At 35.6% G+C, this 19,786-nt stretch carries 17 protein-coding genes; 3 read left to right on the top strand and 14 right to left on the bottom strand.

Annotated features, from left to right (window positions below; all coding sequences use genetic code 11):
• Positions 1-6: 6 nt before the first annotated feature.
• From KKG99_05085 to KKG99_05025, 13 genes are all read right to left on the bottom strand, one after another.
• The gene (locus KKG99_05085) at positions 7-264 is read right to left on the bottom strand and encodes an autorepressor SdpR family transcription factor (protein MBU1012358.1); all 258 of its coding nucleotides are present in this window, start codon (positions 262-264) and stop codon (positions 7-9) included.
• Between the two features lie 126 nt (positions 265-390).
• Entirely contained in the window at positions 391-1,506 is a 1,116-nt protein-coding gene (locus KKG99_05080) for a beta-lactamase family protein (protein MBU1012357.1), read from the bottom strand.
• 18 nt (positions 1,507-1,524) lie between these two features.
• Complete coding sequence (locus KKG99_05075; protein MBU1012356.1) at positions 1,525-2,439, bottom strand: hypothetical protein; 915 nt, start codon at positions 2,437-2,439, stop codon at positions 1,525-1,527.
• A 361-nt stretch (positions 2,440-2,800) separates the two neighbouring features.
• On the bottom strand, positions 2,801-3,703 hold the full coding sequence (locus tag KKG99_05070; GenBank protein ID MBU1012355.1) for a class I SAM-dependent methyltransferase: 903 nt from the start codon (positions 3,701-3,703) through the stop codon (positions 2,801-2,803).
• Positions 3,704-4,414: 711 nt separating this feature from the next.
• Positions 4,415-5,014 (bottom strand): hypothetical protein, encoded by a 600-nt coding sequence (locus KKG99_05065; GenBank protein ID MBU1012354.1) that lies wholly within the window; start codon positions 5,012-5,014, stop codon positions 4,415-4,417.
• A 161-nt stretch (positions 5,015-5,175) separates the two neighbouring features.
• Positions 5,176-5,487, bottom strand: a complete 312-nt coding sequence (locus KKG99_05060) for a four helix bundle protein (protein ID MBU1012353.1) — start codon at positions 5,485-5,487, stop codon at positions 5,176-5,178.
• An 83-nt stretch (positions 5,488-5,570) separates the two neighbouring features.
• A complete protein-coding gene (gene thyA, locus KKG99_05055) occupies positions 5,571-6,662 on the bottom strand; it encodes a thymidylate synthase (protein MBU1012352.1) in 1,092 nt (363 codons plus the stop codon).
• Between the two features lie 325 nt (positions 6,663-6,987).
• Complete coding sequence (locus KKG99_05050) at positions 6,988-8,160, bottom strand: PAS domain-containing sensor histidine kinase (GenBank protein MBU1012351.1); 1,173 nt, start codon at positions 8,158-8,160, stop codon at positions 6,988-6,990.
• A gap of 84 nt (positions 8,161-8,244) precedes the next feature.
• On the bottom strand, positions 8,245-8,676 hold the full coding sequence (locus tag KKG99_05045) for a PAS domain-containing protein (protein ID MBU1012350.1): 432 nt from the start codon (positions 8,674-8,676) through the stop codon (positions 8,245-8,247).
• Positions 8,677-9,327: 651 nt separating this feature from the next.
• Complete coding sequence (locus KKG99_05040) at positions 9,328-11,535, bottom strand: heavy metal translocating P-type ATPase (GenBank protein ID MBU1012349.1); 2,208 nt, start codon at positions 11,533-11,535, stop codon at positions 9,328-9,330.
• 39 nt (positions 11,536-11,574) lie between these two features.
• Entirely contained in the window at positions 11,575-12,411 is an 837-nt protein-coding gene (locus tag KKG99_05035) for an arsenite methyltransferase (protein MBU1012348.1), read from the bottom strand.
• A gap of 12 nt (positions 12,412-12,423) precedes the next feature.
• The gene (locus tag KKG99_05030; GenBank protein ID MBU1012347.1) at positions 12,424-12,750 is read right to left on the bottom strand and encodes a metalloregulator ArsR/SmtB family transcription factor; all 327 of its coding nucleotides are present in this window, start codon (positions 12,748-12,750) and stop codon (positions 12,424-12,426) included.
• 390 nt (positions 12,751-13,140) lie between these two features.
• Positions 13,141-13,500 carry a hypothetical protein gene (locus tag KKG99_05025; protein MBU1012346.1) on the bottom strand — a complete coding sequence of 120 codons (360 nt, stop codon included), beginning with the start codon at positions 13,498-13,500 and terminating at the stop codon, positions 13,141-13,143.
• 296 nt (positions 13,501-13,796) lie between these two features.
• Here KKG99_05025 and KKG99_05020 point away from each other — a divergent pair, with 296 nt between their 5' ends.
• Positions 13,797-15,587: a long-chain fatty acid--CoA ligase gene (locus KKG99_05020; GenBank protein MBU1012345.1), complete on the top strand. Its 1,791-nt coding sequence runs from the start codon at positions 13,797-13,799 to the stop codon at positions 15,585-15,587.
• An 8-nt stretch (positions 15,588-15,595) separates the two neighbouring features.
• Here KKG99_05020 and KKG99_05015 read toward each other — a convergent pair whose 3' ends face one another.
• Entirely contained in the window at positions 15,596-16,777 is a 1,182-nt protein-coding gene (locus tag KKG99_05015) for an HD domain-containing protein (protein ID MBU1012344.1), read from the bottom strand.
• A gap of 161 nt (positions 16,778-16,938) precedes the next feature.
• Between KKG99_05015 and KKG99_05010 the strand changes: the two genes are divergently transcribed.
• Positions 16,939-18,024, top strand: coding sequence for a hypothetical protein (locus tag KKG99_05010; protein MBU1012343.1), 1,086 nt, complete (start codon positions 16,939-16,941; stop codon positions 18,022-18,024).
• A 101-nt stretch (positions 18,025-18,125) separates the two neighbouring features.
• Positions 18,126-19,733, top strand: coding sequence for an ankyrin repeat domain-containing protein (locus KKG99_05005; protein MBU1012342.1), 1,608 nt, complete (start codon positions 18,126-18,128; stop codon positions 19,731-19,733).
• Positions 19,734-19,786 lie beyond the last annotated feature (53 nt).

Genomic DNA, 19,786 nt, shown 5'->3' with positions numbered 1-19,786 from the left:
TTTTTATTAATTAGTTTTAAATTGAATAAACCATTTTGCAATATCGTCCATAATAGTTGTATTCAGTGAATAATAAATAAATTGACCTTTTCTGAGGTCGATTACTAAATTGGCTTGTTTTAGAATAGAGAGATGATGCGAAATACTGGGTTTTGTCATTTCAAATTTGTTGGCAATATCACCTGCGGTCATATCAGCCCCCTTAAGCATTTCCAGAATTTCGCGGCGGGTTTTGTCGTTTAAAGCCTTAAATAGGGAATTCATTAATTTAGATATTTAGACAAATGTCTAAATATAATTTTTAAATTCCAAATATTTTTAAGAATTATTTAAAGATTGACCTTACTTTCAATATTTCTTGACTTAAGTTGAAAGAAGATTGCCGCTGTATTATTTTACATCGAGTGTTTTCATTAGAGCAAAGCATAACTCGTCTATTTTTCTTGAATTTGGGTGAAAAGATGAAACATTAGAGAGAATAATGATCCCATTTTTTTTGTTTATATCAAGAGCCATTGCCGAACGGTAACCGCCTGTGCCACCATTGTGAAAGTACCATTCCGAACCCGATTTACTTTTATTTATAAACCATCCCAGGCATACATCCATACTTCCCGGGTCGGCAAAAGTTTTCACTCTTGTAAGGGCAAGTTCTTTATTGGCAATATCAAATTGTGCCAAGGCAAATTTTGATAAATCCTCGACCGACGATAAGATTGCTCCTGCACCTGCCATGGCATTTAAATCCCAATTGGAGGTTTCTTTTCCGATACTATCGCGCCCAATAACTAATTTTTCGGCAATTTCATCACGAATGGTGGTGCTGCTGGCCATTTTGTATTTCGAAAAAATGTATGATTTTAAAAGGCTTTGGAAATCGGTATCAACAATTTTGCATAAGGTGTACGACAATAAACCTACGCCTAGGTTTGAATATTCTGATTTGGTTCCTTGAGCATATTCAAGTTTCAATGCTTGAGTAAGATACCATTCCAACATTTTTTCATCGAAATTTTTATAGGGGTTATCCGGACTGAGTGCAGCCGCAAAATTAAAGTTGGAAGGCATACGGGCCAAGCCTGAAGTGTGATTGGCCAGTTGTTTGAATGAAATTTGAATACCATCCTTCAATTTTATTTTGAGGTAATCATTAATTTTATCATCTGCCTCAAGCTTTCCGTCCAGAACAAAATTGGCCAATAGGGTAGAAGTGAAGACCTTTGTGATCGATCCAATCTCAAATACTTTATCGGCATTAGGACTATCAGAAAGTAGATCATTTTCTCGTTTTACCCCATAAAAACCGACTGCCCCATTTTTAATAACGGCAAATGAAACCTGAGTTTGATCGTGGAAATTTTTTAAGTTTTCGTAAACCAATTTCTTCTGCTTGGCAGTTAAAACATTTTCTTTGTCGCTAATGTTGTTTTCTGATTGTGAAACCTGGCCATGGCCCAAGTTACAGCAGAGTAGCATGATTAAAGGAAGGATGAATTTTTTTTTCATTGTTTTTTAATTATTTATTTAATCGCAATTATACAAAAATTTTAGGCTTGCATCATGTTCGTTAATCCTAAATTCCAAATTTTCATATCGATATATCCCCTCTTTCAGTGAGCCTGTGATCTTAAAGTGTATCTGATTCAGTACAAATACTTTATGGTGAGAAATTTTATAATTAATCGTAATATCCTGACTAATCAAACTGTTTCCTTTTTCAGTAAATCCAAAATATAGCAGAGACTTTTTCAAACTGTCAAGCTCATCCTGGGTAAGTGTTAAATATAACTGTGTAACCCTATCGAATGCTTTTTCAAATTTAATAGAATCAGGAATGACTTTTAAATCTGCTGCCCTTCTCCGAACAGAATATTCTTTCCAACTTATCACCTCTTTATGGTCCTGATCGGTAAAACCAACACTCTTCATTTCTTCCTTCTGATATTCCATGAGCCAGGAAAATATTCTTACAGAGTCACTTTGTTCTATACTGGCTAATTGGAACAAAGGGTAAGATCTGCCTTCACGAACAATTTCTCTGTCTGAATATGAGGTCCTTTCTTTTTTTCTTTTCCATGTATTTCGAACGGAATTTAAGGTTCCTGATTTGTCGGTTATGAATCCAAGGCCCAATTCTCCAAATTTTCCTTTCTTATCTCCTTCGGGTTTAAATATCTCTAAATATTGATGTCTTCCAAATAAATACTTACCGGACCATGCACTCTCTCCAGTATTAACAGTTTGTTCTTTAGTATACGAGAAATCACTCAATATTTGAATACATTCAAAAAGATGATTGTACGTAGAATCATCAATAACAACATATAAATGATTGAATCTTATGTTGTTTGCAAAGTTGCTTTCCTTATTTTCATTTTTTGAAGTGCAACTAATTACGAATAAAAGCAAAATAAAATCAACTTTAAACTTAAGTGTCATAAATAAAATGTGTGGTCCTAAATAAGTTTACAAGTTGAATAATACATTAAGCTGCCTTTTTAAATAGCATATTAGGAGTTTTTGTGCAAGCTTTCCGGTCAAGTGACAAAAAAGTTGAAGTGCCAGTTTCTGGTATCAGTTAACCTTTTATTAGCAATGCCATGTAAATATAGGTTCTTTTTTGTTTTAGCTAAAAAAGCAGGGCCCGTTTTTTATCAACATTGTTTAAAATAGCAGACAGGAGTTAGTAGATAGAAGTTGGTATTAAAATTCATAACTCATAACCCATAACCCACCCGTCATGCATCAAAAATCACGATTCACGTATCAATCTGTCTTCTATACGGTTGTCGATTTTTGGCTAGTCATTCCTTATATGCAAAAACAAATTCACATTTTCCGGCTCTTTTCCTATCCTGATTTGTCGGCCTTTAAATCCTGCAAATATTGCAAGTTTAAACAGTTGCTCTTCAGTACGGTGATTGAGGTACCAGTCGCCGAATATTTCCATATAATCGCGGCTCGGATTATAATCTTCATTAAAGTTTCCGATAATGATTTCACCCCCGACTTTTAACCATTCTTTAAACTTGCCCAGCACCATCAAAAATGCTTTGTCACTAAAATAATCGAATAGCCCTGCCGACCATATTAAATCGTATTTCTCACTTTCACGATGTTTGAAAATATTTTTGTGGACAAATTTGATGCTGTTCAAAAATTCATGGTTCAATCCTTTTGCAAAGAAGATGGCGTTTTCGTCCATTTCAATACAAGTGGTATGAATGGTTTTGTTTAAAGGTAGTTTTGAATAAACTTCGTAGAGATCGCGTGCAGGGCCACTTGCCACATCTAATAATTTTAGTGTGGTGTAATCGGTCATCTTTTTTTCGATAACATTTTTGAAATATTCCTTTCGGTTTCTCACCGCGATTGGTGCCGATTGCTGATGTAAATATTCATCCCAAATGGCATATTCAGGTTTATCGGATTTATGATAAGTATAAATTTTATCAATCATCAAATAATCACCGGCATAACCAAATGGTTTGCTTAAACCGTGGCCCTGCACGGTATTTTTAACAAAATCTTCCGGAAAATTTGAATTGATTTTTGCAACATCCGATTTTGACAGAATGTTGTTTCTGATCTGAGAACCTATTAATGCAATAATATTGTCGATTTTACGAAAATCTTCACGACTAATATTGCCTTTTTTAAGCAAAGATTCAAGCTGTTGGTTGGTTTGTTTAATGGTGTCCATTTTTTTAATTTTTAATGTGGTTAATGAATATTTAATTATTTAATTGATGACACGATCGATTCAGACTAAGAGTCTGAAGTGGTTAATAATCGCTTAGCTTAAATTAAGCCGGTGATAAATCGAGATTCCAGCAAGTGCTTTTTGTTCTTCGAAATGCACCAACTTACGTATCAGGATACTTCCAATATTTACATCGCGAAATATTTACACTACGTGTGCCGAATAGTATTTTGAGCATTTACAGGCATGTAATATTTAATCGATATTACCGGAAGTCTAGCTACTAAAAAATAAGGCTTCCGCTGCCCTATGCATCAAAAGAGTTTGGGGAAAACTCATAAATATTTCATAATCAATGCCAAGTAAAGATAGTTTCTTTTTTTATTGTGTCAAAAAAAAATGAAAGATTTTATTTACAAATGTGGATAGTAGTAGACAGTATACATTTGTTTTGAGTTAGAATTCAATATTCACATTCCCGCCCGATCGTTCCGTTCGGTAAGGGCGGGCAACATTCAACATTCATAATTTAAAATACGATTCATCCTTCTTAATCGACAGTTCACCGATATTTATTTGTACAAGCCTATTTTTGCCCTCACTTTTGCACAAGCCTTTAAATCATACTGTCCCGGCAACTTTTTATACCACAAATTATGCCCGATTGGTTTTATTATCCACAATTCGTCAGTTTAATAATTGTGTATTCTTTCATTTAACATAGAAATCAAATGCTATTTTACTCCATGTTTCCATTTCTTCATAGAATTCATCCAAGCCGGACTTATCAATCCAATCTGCAATCATTTTATCCGTTTCATTAGTAGTTACCTCTTTATTTGATAAACGGATAGTATACAAGAGCCCAATATGAACCCTTCCAACCGGAATTGTATCATCATTTATAAAGCCAATAAATTCAATATCCTCTATCAAACATCCATTTTGCAATTTGACTTCTTCAAAAAATTCTCTTTTTAATTCATCAATCAGATATTGCTCATCCTGTTCCGCAGAGATGCCCGGGTTCATATGACCTCCTGCCCCCAAAGTGTATTTATTGTGTAGTCTTTTTTCTATCTGCCCCGATTTCCTTTTGAATAAATAATATGAGTCGCCGTTAGAGATAATTGCATATGGAATAATCTGCTTAAAAGAAGGGTCTTCTTCTAATTCACTTCTTCTGAGAAACTGACCATTTTGAACAATCCTTTTTAATATTTCGCTATTTTCCTTTATTAATCCCTTTTTTTTATAAGTCATTAATTTCCATAGCTCGTCTGTAGGAAATGCAAATACTAACTCCTCCATATTATTCGATTTATAAAAAGTTAGTACATACTGATTGTAATATTTTCTATCATTTATATAAGGCGTAAAGGGAAAGTAGTCTTGCAGTCTTGTGTCTTGCAGTCTTGCTGTCCTTTATTTGCTTGACTTCAGGTACTTCATTAACATACTTATTTTATTTATCAGGGTTTGAATTCGCTCCCTTCTTTCAGTTGCAACTGATTGAGGTATAAAATTTTGGTCTTCAGCTTGTAGTACATACTTTTTACCTCTCCTGATGAGCCCTTTGAAATGTTGAGGAACTGTTTAAACTCTGAATCGCTGCTTCTGCAGAAACCTTCAGCGATGTTATTCATTGAAGATATTCCAGCTCTTGTGATCTGATCCTTGAATGCAAAGTCATGACATTTTCTCAAGTCCGAATAAATTAGATTAACTAGCTCTCTCGATATCATCCAAATCTCGAGATCTTCGAAATTTTTTATTGTTCCCATTGTAGCACGTTTTGATATGGGAACTAAATTAAAGAAAATAATTCATTCGATAGACTGCAAGACTGCAAGACGGCATGACTTCGTTATACAGCCATACTCCTTCTGATTGCAGGATGAGGATTATAATCTTCTACAACAAAATCATCAATAGTTAGTTGATCAAAGGGTTTTTTTGCAATGTGTAATTTAGGCAAAGGTTTGGGTTCTCTCGACATTTGTTCTAGAATGGCAGTTACATGATCATATTTTTCTTCGTTGCCGTTGCTGGGAGCATTTTTATTAATCCAGTCAGCAACTTCTAGATATTCTTCTCTTGCAGAAACATTTCTGATTCTTTTTTGCAGTTCTTTGAAATGATCTTGGTGCCATTGGGTTCTCTTCCCAATACCGGCATAAAAATGCGAATCTCCAAAAGTATGGATGAATGTTTTTGGAACCATCCCTGCTTCTTGAGCAATTACCTGGGTAAGTGCGGCATAACTGGCTATATTAAAAGGAACACCCAGAAATTGATCACAACTCCTCTGATATAGTTGCAATTCTAACTCGCCTTCTTCATTAGCAGTTACCTGATACAAAACATGACATGGAGGTAAAGACATCTTTGGAGTGTCACCTGGATTCCATGAATCAACAATATGTTTTTTTCCGGTTGGGTTTTTTTTCAGACCCTTTATCAATTTTGCCAGTTGATCTATTTCGACAAACTGCCCTTTATCATGATCAAAATATTCCCATCTTCTCCATTGTTTACCATAAATTGGTCCGGCATCGCCCCATCTTTGTGCAAACTCCGTATCTTCTTTTATTCTCTGTCCATATTCTTCCATTGCTTTGTCCCAATAAGGAGAGTATTTTTCAATACCATCAGGAAAAATTCCTTCCTTTTGCATCCCGGGAAGATTGCCCTGAAAGGCATCGGGCCTCCAAATAGGGGTATTATTGTCTTCAAGATATTTAATATTTGTATCTCCTCTTAAGAACCATATTGTTTCATGAAACATAGATCTTGTAGCCATCTTCTTAGTGGTTAATAGGGGATACCCTTCTCTGAGATCATATTCGTTTTGATACCCAAATAAAGAGATGATCCCTGAACCTTTGCTTCCTCCTTTAAAATTTGAACGATTAGAGGTTAAAATCGCTTTTGAATGATCTAAGTATTGTTGTCCCATTTTATTCTGATTAAGAATTATTCTATTAAATAGTTTTTCAAAAATAGATTTTAATTCTATCATCTATCAAACTCCAAAGTTAAAAGTAGGGATTTAATTATGAACAATAATCGCAATTCCTGTTCATAAAATCCACTCCTGAATGATTAATTTAAAATGAAGAATTTAGAATGTAAAATATTATGATTTATTAACAAGTAACCACCTGCCTGCCGCGGGCAAGTACTCCTTGGCTTGCCACTGGGATAGTCAACTTTAAGAAATTTTTATTATCATCGTTATTTCCTGACAGTGCAAGTTGCCGATCAATGCGTTATATCAGCGGTTAGGCATTGAGAGGCAAGGTGAAATAAAATGTTGAGCCCATACCTTCTTCACTTTCAACCCAGATTTTTGCTTTATGCTTTTCAATGAACTCTTTACAGAGTAGTAAACCCAGTCCGGTTCCTGCTTCATTGGAAGTGCCCTGTGTAGAGAGGTTTTCATCAATCCGAAACAATTTGTTAATTCTGTCATTCGGGATTCCGATACCGTTATCTTTTACTGAGACCGTGAGTTCTTTTTTTCCTTCTGTCACCGATAGAATAATCTCTCCACCCGGTTTGGTAAATTTAATTGCATTCGAAATCAGGTTTCTCAGCACTGTATTTATCATAGCCTGATCGGCAAATACATGAGCATTGGGGGGAATCTCATTTTTGATTACTATTGTTTTTTGCCCTGCAATATCATCGAACAGCAGTGTGATGTTGTTAATGAATACCGTTAAATCGAACCGCTCAGGATTAAACTTGATCCTTCCGGTTTGGGAACGTGACCACTCCATGAGGTTCATCAGCAATTCCATTGCACGCTGGGACGACTGCAGGATAATCCCGGCATATTTCTTTATCCCATCATAATCCTTTTCGTTGATTTGCTTAACCAAAAGTTCGCTAAATCCAATAATTGAATTGAATGGAATTTTAAGGTCGTGGGCAATGATAGAGAAGAATTTGTCTTTGGTGGTGTTAAGCTTTTTAAGCTCTTCGTTCTGGTGTTTGATATGTAATTCTGCTTGTTTGTGGTCAGTAATATCTGTATGTACACCAAACATTCTGACAACATTTCCATCTTTGTTTTTTATCGAGGAGGCTTTATTGTGAATCCATCGGTAGCTTCCATCTTTATGGCGGAATCTGAATTCAAGGATAAAATGTTCAACCGGATTATTCAGGTAGGTTTGAACAGCATTCTGGCAGGCTTCCTTTTCGTTAGGGTGCAGAAGTTCGATCCAAGAGCCAAAATCATTTTTGATTTCGTGGTCTTCGTAACCTATTTGTCTTTTCCATTGTTCAGAAAAAAATACTTCATTTGTTTCAATATTCCAGTCCCAGATACCTGTCTCCGATGCATCTATAACAAGTGCAAAACGCTCTTCACTTTCTTCGACTTTTTCTTTGGCTTTAATTAACTCAATTTCAGTTAATTTTCTTTCAGTGTAGTCTACTACCGTCAATTGGCATAGTTCATCATTCGAACTTAGTATGCCATCAATATTTACATATATTGGTAAATTGCCTTTGGCTGCTATTATTGCTTCTCAGGATTGTTTTTTTTTGCTTGTAAAAATATTTTGAAGGAAAAGATTAAAAACCGGAAGAGTTTCTTTTGAAATAAATAGAGCAAATTTATTTTTAATCAAATTTGAACGTTCCTTACCCAGCATTCGGGCGGCAACAAAATTCAGTCCTATGATCTCACCTTCTTTTGAAATTGAAAGATAGCCGGAGGGTGCAAAATCATAAAGTTCTTTATATTTTTCTTCTGCCAGTTCTGCTTTTTCTTTTGCTATTCCAAGTTCTTCATTTTGCATTTCAAGTTCAATCTGATGAACTTCCAGTTCGTGAATCAGTTTCAGCATGGCAGCTTCCGAAACAATTTTATTTGTTTTTGATTTTTGCAGCTTTAAATGTTCTTCCGCCATTTGGCGAAGTCTGGCGGCATTTTCCGGATTAATATTTTGCTTTTTCATGGTTTGTAAAGTTTATGTTCACGGAAAATATTGATAGTTTTATTATCTATATAATGGTTAAAACTCTGCAATTTTATTGCAGCTACTTTAGGTTCTATAAATTTCTACAAAAATTACAAATTACATCCGCCCAGGCGGACCAAATTCCACACATCGACACTTCGCCGTTGCTCAGTGGAACCAAGCTCAGTATGACGATTCCAATTCCCAATATCATTATAGGTTTTTGTATTGTTTTTAATATTGATTTTTTGAACATTGAATATTGTCTTGCCTGCGGCAGACAGGTTCTTTTTTGATGCTTACTAAATGAATTCTATTCATAAATCAAACCTATGTATTTTCAATCCATAGTGGTTTAGTTTTGTTAATTACTTTTCCCTTCAATTCGTAAAATTGGCCATAAAAAACGTGTGTATGAAATGTTGGGACGATTAGAACCTCTCATTACCCCACTGGGTTTAGTTTAATCAAATATAGTCATTTTCAATATTTACCATCCGTATCGGAAAGATTTTAAAAGAATAAATTTAAAAAAAATCGAATGATAAATGATAATTGTTGAATGCAGAATGTAGAATGGGAATGTAGAATTTAACAACCAGCAACCAGAATCAAGCAACTTATAACTCATAATTAATAATTCATAACTCAGATCTTCACTTTTCTCAGTCGTAAACTATTTGCCACCACCGTTACTGAACTCATTGCCATGGCTGCTCCGGCAATCATCGGATTGAGTAAAAAACCGCTAAAAGGATACAAAATTCCTGCAGCAACAGGGATCGCAATTATGTTGTAGAAAAATGCCCAAAATAAATTTTGTTTGATGGTTTTAACAGTTGCAAACGATAGGTGTATGGCACCAATCAAATGGTTTAAATCCGATTTCATTAACGTAATTCCGGCACTTTCAAGAGCAATGTCTGAACCGCTTGCCATTGCAATTCCGATATCAGCTTGGGCCAAAGCAGCTGAATCGTTGATGCCATCACCGGCCATCGCTACAATTTTTCCTTCAGACTGAAGGGCTTTGATGAAATTGACCTTATCTTGTGGCAGCAACCCTGCTTTGAATTGTTCAATGCCCGATTGCTTTGCAATGGCACTGGCCGTGTTGATATTGTCGCCAGTTAGCATGATGGGCTCAATTCCCATGAGTTTTAGTTTTCTAATGGCATTGTGTGTTCCATCTTTTAACTGGTCGGTAATGGCCAAAACAGCCAATACATTCTGTTCGTCGGAGAATAGGACAATACTCTTGGCTTCCTGCTGCCAACGGTCAATTTTAATATTAATATTGGGGTCGGTTTTTATTCCTTTTTCTGTAATCAGATCAGGTCGACCCACATAATATTTCGAGCCTTCAATGATGGCACTCACACCTTTGCCAGGGTAGTTCTGAAAATCTTCAATTTTAATTTCTTGGTTATCGGAAGTTTTAATGTCGGCCACAATTGCAGCAGCCAGTGGATGTTCTGATTTTTTTTCAATCTCGATCAGAACCATTTTTAAAAACGGGTTATCGTGTACCCAGAATTGATCACTTACTTTAGGCTTCCCTTCTGTTAATGTGCCTGTTTTATCAATGCATAAAATATTGGCTTTGTAAGCCATTTCAAGGCTTTCGGCATTTTTGATCAGAATACCGTTTTGCGCCCCTTTACCAATACCAACCATTAAGGCTGTTGGAGTAGCTAATCCCAGTGCACAGGGGCATGCAATAATTAGTACTGCTACTGTAGTGATGAATGCGTATGAAATGGAAGGCTCTGGCCCTAAAAAAAACCAAAGCCCAAAAGTTAAAATCGCAATGCCCAAAACGATTGGAACAAAAATCCCGGCAATTTTATCAGCTAGTTTCTGAATGGGTGGCTTCACTCTTTGGGCTTCTTTCACCATCTCTATAATTTGCGAAAGCAGGGTTTCTTTGCCGATTTTTTTGGCGATAATCTTTAAGCTTCCTTTTTGGTTGATGGTTCCGGCAAAGACCTGTGTTCCTGTGTTTTTAAATACAGCCATAGGTTCACCATTGATCATGCTCTCGTCGATGTACGATTCGCCACTATCAACCATTCCATCTACCGGAATTTTTTCACCCGGTTTTATCAGTACAATATCACCAAGTATAACTTCCTTAATAGAGATTTGAATTTCTTGTTGATTGCGGATGACCGTCAGTTTTTTGGGTTGTAAATCCATTAATTTGCGAATGGCAGATGAAGCTCGTTTTTTAGCTCTTTCTTCTAAAAACCTCCCAAGTAGAATAAAGGAAATGATGACAGTGGCCGATTCAAAATAAACATAGGTTGGTAGTTGGTGATTGATAAAATATTCAGAAAAAAGAGTAACAACCGCACTATATGTAAATGCCACTCCGGTACCTAGTGCCACCAGTGTATCCATATTTGTGCTTCGGTGACGGGCTTGGTTGAAAGCATTCACGAAAAATTCTGAACCACTATAAAACAAAACTGGAAAACTCAGGGCCAACAATACCCATTTATCTATTTGAGATAATGGCATCACTAACATAGAAACTAGGAAGACGGGTAAAGTCAGGAATATTGCCAGTATCAGTTTCTTTCTGAGATTGATAAACCTTTCCTTTTCTTTTTCTTCTACAATCTTTTCAGGTTCTTCTTTTTGAATGATGAGTTCATAACCGATTTTTTTGACGGCATCCTGCATTTCATTCAGCTTTACAATCTTCTCATCAAATTCAATATAAACTTCACCATTGGCATAGTTAACGCTGGCAGACAGCACGCCGGGCTGAGTGTTGAGCATACTCTCAACACTCGAAGCACAGGAGGCACACGACATGCCCAGAACAGGATAAATTTGCTTTACTGACATTGTTTATTTCGTTTTAAAACAAGGTTATTTTAAGAAAAATCAACAACAACTGCAGCCACAATCTGAACATGGTTTTTCGGCATAAACCGTAATGCTATAAATTCCGGTGTTTGATTGCTTGAATTCATCAACCAAATCTTTAGGAAAATTATCATAAAGAACCTGATCAGGCAAATCAATTTTTTTTTCGGTTTGTACCTTTATATTTCTAAACCCGGCATCTTCGATCAAATTTAGGTATTCATCCATTTGCATCGCCCCTGAAACACATCCTGCCCAGAGCTCAGCATCTTTCACAAAGCTTTCAGGAAGTTTTCCTCTTAAAACAACATCTGATATACTGAAATGACCTCCTGGTGCCAATACCCGAAAGGCTTCGGAAAATGCTTTTTGTTTATCCGGAACCAGATTCATTACGCAGTTGCTTACAATTACATCAATTGACTTGCCTCCAATAGGCATATTTTCAATTTCTCCAAGTCGGAATTCAACATTTTTATAGCCTAATTTGTCGGCATTGATCCGTGCTTTTTCGATCATGCTTTCGGTAAAATCCAGCCCAATTACTTTGCCCTCTTTACCAACGATTTGTCGGGCTACAAAACAATCGTTTCCGGCACCTGAACCTAAATCAAGTACTATATCACCTTCATTGATCAGTGCGAATTTTGTTGGTAAGCCACAACCCAATCCAAGGTCAGCATCGGGCATATAACCTTCTATTTTTGAATAATCATCAGAAAATACTGAATAATCAATAGTGCCACAAGATTCACCAGAACCACAGCAACTCTGTTTGTTTTGTTCTTTGCTTTGATTGGCAATCTGTCCGTATTTTTTCTTTACTTCGTTTTTGATTTCTTCGTTTGTTTGCATTTTTTTAAAATTTTAACAGTTACAGCCCGGAAATCCAAGTTTAAAAAAAGATTGGATTTTATCACGGGCATCCATGATATTTATTTGATTAAGGCAATAGCAGATTTTAACTCCATCAATTTCACCATCAATTAGCCCCAGGCTCTTAAGTTCTTGTAAGTGTTGAGAAACGGTTGTACGACTGAGAGGTAATTCATTGGCAATATCACCGGAGATGCACTTATTGCATTCAGCGAGGTATTTGATGATCGCTAAGCGTGCCGGATGTGATAAGGCTTTTGCGATTCTGGCAACATCCTGCAGGTCGGAATCAAAAGCATCTGTTTTGGCGTAAGTCATGATTTTTGTGTTAATGATATATGACGCAAACATACGACATAAGTATTTTTATTCCAAACAAAAATTGATAATATTTTACTTCATGGATGGGATTGTGTTCCTAAATAGGTAGTTCAGGCTGCGCTCAACTACCATCAAAAAGGTCTTCATCTCAAAGGTCATTTCGAGCTTCCACCAAAGGCGGATAAACGTCGAGAAGTTTTTTTACTCTTTGTCTCACGTTCAGTTCTCGACTGGCTCGAACTGACGAGGTTTCTATTATGATAACGAACAACAACGATGGTCACTTCGAGCTTCCGCCAAAGGCGGATAAATGTCGAAGGGTGTCGAAGGGTAGTTTCGGCTGCGCTCAACCAGCATTGGCGGTCACCTCAAGATACGATTCCGGATCTATGTTGAGAGTTTAAGTAAGATTTCTTCGGGTAACCAACCTTTTTCGCCACTATCATCATTCACACTCCATACCCAGCCACAATACTCCTGAATTCCGGTGATGACTTCACCTGCGCCAATACTTAACTCTTTGGCCGAATAATTATCCAAAGCTTTTCCTGTGTTGTTATCTATGATAGCAATCAGATGTTTTGGAACCCAACCTGAATTAATGGAGTCATGACACCATATCCAGTCTTTCCATTCAGGTTTGTTCGGCTGTTTTTCGACAACCTCAACCAAATCATTAGCAAACAACTCAAGATGATGAGGTGCATTTGTTTCCCAAGGCTTGATGGTTATATATCTATCCATCATATTTAATGTTAAAGTTTCTACTTATATCCTTCAAAATTATAAAAAAAAAACTAAAGATCGGGCAATTTTAGGATAGAACTTTTAAATAATATTTAATGAGGTTAGGATCGAATACAAATTAATATTATTAACTTTCGCCCATAATAGAGGATTTAAAAAAAAGCCTGCAATGCCGTCATTTTATAATATCCAATCCGGATTAATAAATGTCAAATTAGTTGCCTGTATGTTCAAATTGGTCAACACATAGTTGTTGAGATTGAAATTTAGTTAATAGTTTATAGATATTTTAAGTTATGAGTATGACACGAATTTTTGATATTTTGGATCTTTATCGCGTAAATTATGCAGATAAAGAAGTTGCCTTCGCTAGAAAAGTGGATACTAACTGGATCACTTATTCATCAAAGGATTATCTGGAAATGGTTGAACTCTTAAGTTTGGGCTTTTTGGCACTTGGAGTTAACAAAGGTGATAAAATAGGGACCATAACAACAAATCGCCCTGAATGGAATTTTATGGATATGAGCCTGGCCCAGGTAGGGGCAATTCATGTTCCGATATACCCAACTTTAAGTGATAGTGATCATGAATTTATCTTTAAACATGCTGAAATCAGGATGCTCTTTATTTCAGATAAATTGTTATTGGATAAGCTTATGCCAAGCATTATAAAAGTAAATTTAGCCGATCAGGTTTATACCTTTAACCAGATTGAAGGTGTAAAGAATTGGAAAGAAATAGCTGAGATTGGTAAAGGAAAAAGGGATGAATTCGGTCAAATGCTTCAGGATAGAAAAGACGGTATAAAAACCGAAGATTTATTAACTATCATTTATACTTCGGGAACAACAGGAAACCCCAAAGGAGTGATGTTATCGCATAAGAATCTGCTAAGTAACTCAATGACGACAGGTAAAATGTTACCTCTAAATGACACACATCGGGCTTTAAGCTTCCTTCCTTTATGCCATGTTTATGAGCGGATGATGGTTTATAATTTCCAATTGAACGGGGTAAGTATTTATTATGTTGAAAATCTGGCTAAAATAGGGGAGTTCATCAAAGAAATAAAACCTCATGTATTTAATACCGTTCCAAGATTATTGGAAAAAGTTTACGATAGTATTATAGCCAAAGGAAAGGACCTGAGCGGAATAAAGAAATTTTTATTTTTCTGGGCAGTACGCATTGGTAAAAGTTATGATATACATAAAAACCAGGGTTGGTATTACAATCAGAGATTAAAAATTGCCCGAAAATTAATCTTTAGTAAATGGAGAGCAGGGTTGGGTGGAAGTGTGAATTTAATCGTGTCGGGGGGGTCCGCTTTGCAAACCAGATTGCAACGGATTTTTTGGGCAGCTGAAATGCCCATATACGAAGGCTTTGGCTTAACAGAATCATCCCCGGTTATTGCCGTTAACGACCCTACAAATACCGACAACGTAATGTTTGGGACAGTTGGGCCCGCATTGCCTGGCGTAACCATTAAATTGGCAGAAGATGGCGAAATCCTTGCAAAAGGTGATGGGATCATGATGGGATATTATAAAGATGAAGCGCAAACCAATGAAGTGATAGATAAGGATGGATGGCTTCATACAGGAGATATAGGAGTTATGGTTGAAGGCCGATTTTTAAAAATCACGGATCGTAAAAAGGAAATTTTCAAGATATCTTCAGGGAAATATATTGCCCCACAGGTAATTGAAAATATTTTTAAAGAATCACCATTCATTGAGCAATTGATAGTAGTGGGCGAAAATCAGAAATTTGCCAGTGCAATCATTTCTCCGAGCTTTAATACCCTGCATTTCTGGGCTGCAAAACATAAAATCCATTATCATACAAATAGTGATTTAATTTCAAAGCCGGAATTGATTTCAAGAATTCAGAAGGAAGTTTCGCATTTAAATAAACGACTTGGTTCAACTGAGCAAATCAAAAAATTCAGGCTTGTGGCCGATGAGTGGTCCCCTGTTACCGGAGAATTGTCACAAACACTGAAATTAAAACGTAAGCTGGTAAAAGCTACTTACGATCATTTAATTAAAGATATTTATGCTTTTGAAGATAAGGACTAGATATTAGTTTATGAATAAAACAGATTGATCAGAAAACTGATCACGGTGATGCAAAGCCCGATCATAAAGACGTTATAAGCAAACTTAAGCAATCTGAATTTTTTGGCCAGGATTATCCCTAATGAATATTGGTTTTTAATCATTGTGGCATATAAATCTTCGTCACTCTCCATCATGCTTTTGAATGATTCAAGATAGTCGTCATATTCCATATGGATAAAGTTACCAAAAAAAATCAGATCAACTTTTTTCTCTTTTATTTCCTCTTTGGTAAAATTACCCCATTTGACATTGGGGCGAGTAGATAAGATGGCGAGAATAATGGTCGAAAGGCAAACAAACAACAAGATCATCACGGGGTAAAAATTTTGCGATATATCAGAAGCGTTTCTCACCAGCATGGTAATGATGATGGAAATAATAATCGCATTTACAGAAATTAATATGTTTGATTTCTGATCGGCAATGGAATTTAAGTTGATTTGGTTTCGGGCCGTAAGTCGCAAAAGAGTTTCAACGCCTCTCGAATAAAAGCTTATCTTCTTATCTGCATTAATAACAATCCCTTTCTTGCCTTTCCTTGCTTCCCTTCTCTTCATCCGTTCGATAATTAACCCTTCTGCTGCCTCTTTTTTAGGTTGTAGTACCCTTTTCCCGAAATCGGTAAAATAAGTATGTCTTGAAAAAAATCGGATGGTCTCCAAATCAAAAAGATTACGATTACTGTATTCTTCATGAGTGATTACCGCTTCTTCATACATGGCTTCCATGTGTTCATAACAGTTGTCTTCTGCTATATACATCAAATCGGCATCACATAAAATTTCGGAAAGTTTGTTTTTTGGATTTTGTGGCATCTTCGAAGCCATAATAATTTCAGTGATATTATTAATACTCTCCTTATCAATTAAATGATTGTTTAAAAAATCCGTTACGATTTCGATGCCCTGCTCAACATGGTTTTCAACTGAGCTGATAAATCCGGTATCATGAAATAGTGCAGCTATCCGTAATAGATTTATATCAGCTTCATTTAAATTACATTCTTTAGCGATTACTTCAACATAGTCTTTAACAGCCATTGCATGCTTGAAATCATGATAATAAAATTCGCGAGCTAATTTATCATCCAGTAAGTTTTTAACGAAGTTCTCTGCCTCAATTATTAATGTATGATCAATTTTATTCATGTAAATAGGATTTAATTACTAAGATAATAATTCTGATTTCAACAACCTATTATGATACGTCGAAAGTAATATAAAATTACAAAATCGTTATATTTATTTACTTATTCGTATTTTTGATTGTGAAAGTTGAATAGATTATCATTAAAATTAATGAGGAGTGAATGATGGAACAAGATAAACTGCATAAAAAATTGAAATTTGAATTATTGCAGTTAGGGCTAATTCTGGGTTTAGTATTAGTTTCATTCGGCAATTTACCGGCTCAAACACAGACAGGTGCTGTATTGCCTTTGTTTCAATCCGAGTCGATGATCCAACTCAAGCTCCGGGCTGATTTTAATCAAGTATTTGCAAATTCGGATGATAAAACTTATTTCCCTGCTACACTGACATGGGATGATGTGACGAGTCATCGTAAAGAATTTGAAATTGAAATTAGAACCAGAGGAACTTCTAGAAGGATGCCGGATATTTGCGCTTTTACACCTTTGCGTTTACGCTTCTCCGAAGATGGATTATCTAATACTATTTTTGAGGGTCAAAAAGCCATTAAACTTGTAACACATTGTAATAAAGCTGCTGTTTACGAGCAAAATACCATCATTGAATATCTAATTTATAAAGCATTTAATCTGTTGACGGATAGTTCATTTAAAGTTAGGCCCGCCATGATTAATTATGTTTATAATGATCGAAAAAATGACTCTATACAACGCTTCGCATTCTTTATTGAGCGTGAAATGCACGTTGCCAAAAGATTAAACGGGGTAGAATTGGACTCTGTTAAGATTCACACAATCAGATTAAATCCATATCATACCTGTTTAATGGATATGTTTCAATTCATGATCGGAAATACCGATTATTCCACCTATGAATTACATAATGTTATTATTCTAAAGGATGAAGAACAAAAGCTTCCGGGAATAGCAATCCCTTATGATTTTGATTGGAGCGGTATGGTGTCGGCATATTATGCAAAGCCTAATTCTATACTAAAAACCCAAACTGTTCAGGAGAGAGTCTATCGTGGTTTTAAAAAACCTATCGAAATCATAAACACCAATATTCAACTTTTTAACTCAAGGAAAAAAGAAATTTATGATTTGTTTAACAATTTTGAATTATTAAAGAAGAGTGAGAAAAAGAGAATAATAAAATACCTGGATGAGTTTTATCAAATAATTAATCATGATAAACAAGTCGGGAGGGTGTTTATTGAGAATGCACGAATATTGCACAACTAATTTGATGTTTTATGAAACGAGCATAATCGTTTAACGAAACAATAAAGGATGAAAATCTCATATGCGAGTTCCATCCAACCTATTTATTAAAATTATTACGGATGAAAATAGCCTACATAAAATTCGGGTTTTTCCTGATATTGCTATTTTGGCTTCAGATAATGAAAGCGAATACCGCAGATGAAAAAGAGCTGATTAAGGCAATAAAAAATGGAGATGATAAATATGTTTTTACAGTTTTAAAGGAAAAACCTGATTATGATTGTGAATTTAGCGATGGAAAATCAGGTTTATATTATGCCATTAAATACGATCAAACTGTAATTGCCAAATTATTTCTAAATAAAGGTGCAGATCCGAATCATGTAAGCGGTAAATACCCTCTACTGTTATGGGCCATTAAATATGACCGTAATCGGATTGCACGCTTATTGATTGAATTCGGGGCAAATGTTAATTATAGGGATAGGAATTTAAATACACCCTTAATATTTGCTGTTAGGTATAATAATATGCCAATGTGTAAACTTCTAATTGATAGAGGTGCCGACCCGACACTCGAAAATTCATCAGGAAATCGGGCAACTTATTATACATCATATTGGGGAAATTTAGATGCAAAGAAATATATTGCAGATATGGAGGCTAAAGTATTCGGTTCAAAAACGATACCTTCATTGCATGACGGCCCGTACATTTATAAAGTCAAAGAAGATGAATTAAATATGGTTTACTTTGAGCGGGTTCAGTCAGAAAATTCTACTCGGATCATCGAAAAAACAATAGACTTTTCGAATAAAGACACCATTATAAAAGGTTTTGGCAGGGATAAAAATACTTATCATTTTCAGAAAAAGTACAGCCCTGTTCCTTATAAAATAAGCACCGACGGTGAGATATTTGCGGTTGGTGATATTCATGGTAATTATAAGGCATTAATAAATTTATTGATCAATAATAAGGTTATAGATTCGGATTTAAAATGGAATTTCGGAAAAGGACAACTGGTATTTCTGGGCGATTTAATTGATCGTGGAAGCATGGTTACCGAAACGCTTTGGTTTTTGCATGAATTGAGTTTTGAAGCAGCAGAGGCCGGCGGAAATTTGTTCGTTCTACTCGGAAATCATGAAACGATGGCACTGACAGGTGATCACCGATATATAAATGAGAAATATAATTATTTCACAAGTTATATAGTTACAAATTATTTTCAGCTTTACGCCAAAGAAACTGTATTGGGCAGATGGTTGCGGAATCAGAATGTTATATTGCAAATCAACGATAATTTATTTATGCATGCCGGAATCTCCCCTCAATTTGAAATAAAAAAGTACAGTTTTACAGAAATAAACCTTGCACTTCAAAATTATTTGAATTCGGGCAAGGAAATAGTTGATGGAAGCCTTGAACATGATATTTTAAGTGCATACGGACCATTGTGGTACAGGGGTTATGGCTATTCCGAAAATACAGCTCCCCGAGTTCCTCAACAGTTTGTTGATGTATTTTTAGGTTCAAAAGGGTTGAATAGGATGATTTTGGGCCATAACGAACTGCCCGGGATAAGCATTTCTTATGAAGGTAAAGTAGTCTCCATTGATGTTCGCATTGATGAAAGCGGCAAATCTGCTCAAGGGCTTTTAATTTCAGGAAAAGAGCTTTACCGATGTTATTCGGATGGGAGAAAAGAACTACTTGCTAAATAATAATTGGGATGGCGTCCTGGTTTATAGAAAACCATCCCAATTATCTCTTTTAA

This window comes from Bacteroidota bacterium (assembly GCA_018816945.1).
Lineage (GTDB): Bacteria > Bacteroidota > Bacteroidia > Bacteroidales.
The sequence above is the reverse complement of the archived record's forward strand: the minus strand, read 5'-3'. Positions and strand labels throughout refer to the sequence as shown.

Coding starts and splice junctions, on each gene's coding strand:
- KKG99_05045 (MBU1012350.1), bottom strand. CDS start 8,676: ATGAAAAAGCAAAATATTAATCCGGAAAATGCCGCCAGACTTCGCCAA.
- KKG99_05075 (MBU1012356.1), bottom strand. CDS start 2,439: ATGACACTTAAGTTTAAAGTTGATTTTATTTTGCTTTTATTCGTAATT.
- KKG99_05060 (MBU1012353.1), bottom strand. CDS start 5,487: ATGGGAACAATAAAAAATTTCGAAGATCTCGAGATTTGGATGATATCG.
- KKG99_05035 (MBU1012348.1), bottom strand. CDS start 12,411: ATGCAAACAAACGAAGAAATCAAAAACGAAGTAAAGAAAAAATACGGA.
- KKG99_05070 (MBU1012355.1), bottom strand. CDS start 3,703: ATGGACACCATTAAACAAACCAACCAACAGCTTGAATCTTTGCTTAAA.
- thyA (MBU1012352.1), bottom strand. CDS start 6,662: ATGGGACAACAATACTTAGATCATTCAAAAGCGATTTTAACCTCTAAT.
- KKG99_05025 (MBU1012346.1), bottom strand. CDS start 13,500: ATGATGGATAGATATATAACCATCAAGCCTTGGGAAACAAATGCACCT.
- KKG99_05020 (MBU1012345.1), top strand. CDS start 13,797: ATGAGTATGACACGAATTTTTGATATTTTGGATCTTTATCGCGTAAAT.
- KKG99_05005 (MBU1012342.1), top strand. CDS start 18,126: ATGAAAATAGCCTACATAAAATTCGGGTTTTTCCTGATATTGCTATTT.
- KKG99_05065 (MBU1012354.1), bottom strand. CDS start 5,014: ATGGAGGAGTTAGTATTTGCATTTCCTACAGACGAGCTATGGAAATTA.
- KKG99_05030 (MBU1012347.1), bottom strand. CDS start 12,750: ATGACTTACGCCAAAACAGATGCTTTTGATTCCGACCTGCAGGATGTT.
- KKG99_05015 (MBU1012344.1), bottom strand. CDS start 16,777: ATGAATAAAATTGATCATACATTAATAATTGAGGCAGAGAACTTCGTT.
- KKG99_05040 (MBU1012349.1), bottom strand. CDS start 11,535: ATGTCAGTAAAGCAAATTTATCCTGTTCTGGGCATGTCGTGTGCCTCC.
- KKG99_05010 (MBU1012343.1), top strand. CDS start 16,939: ATGATGGAACAAGATAAACTGCATAAAAAATTGAAATTTGAATTATTG.
- KKG99_05085 (MBU1012358.1), bottom strand. CDS start 264: ATGAATTCCCTATTTAAGGCTTTAAACGACAAAACCCGCCGCGAAATT.
- KKG99_05080 (MBU1012357.1), bottom strand. CDS start 1,506: ATGAAAAAAAAATTCATCCTTCCTTTAATCATGCTACTCTGCTGTAAC.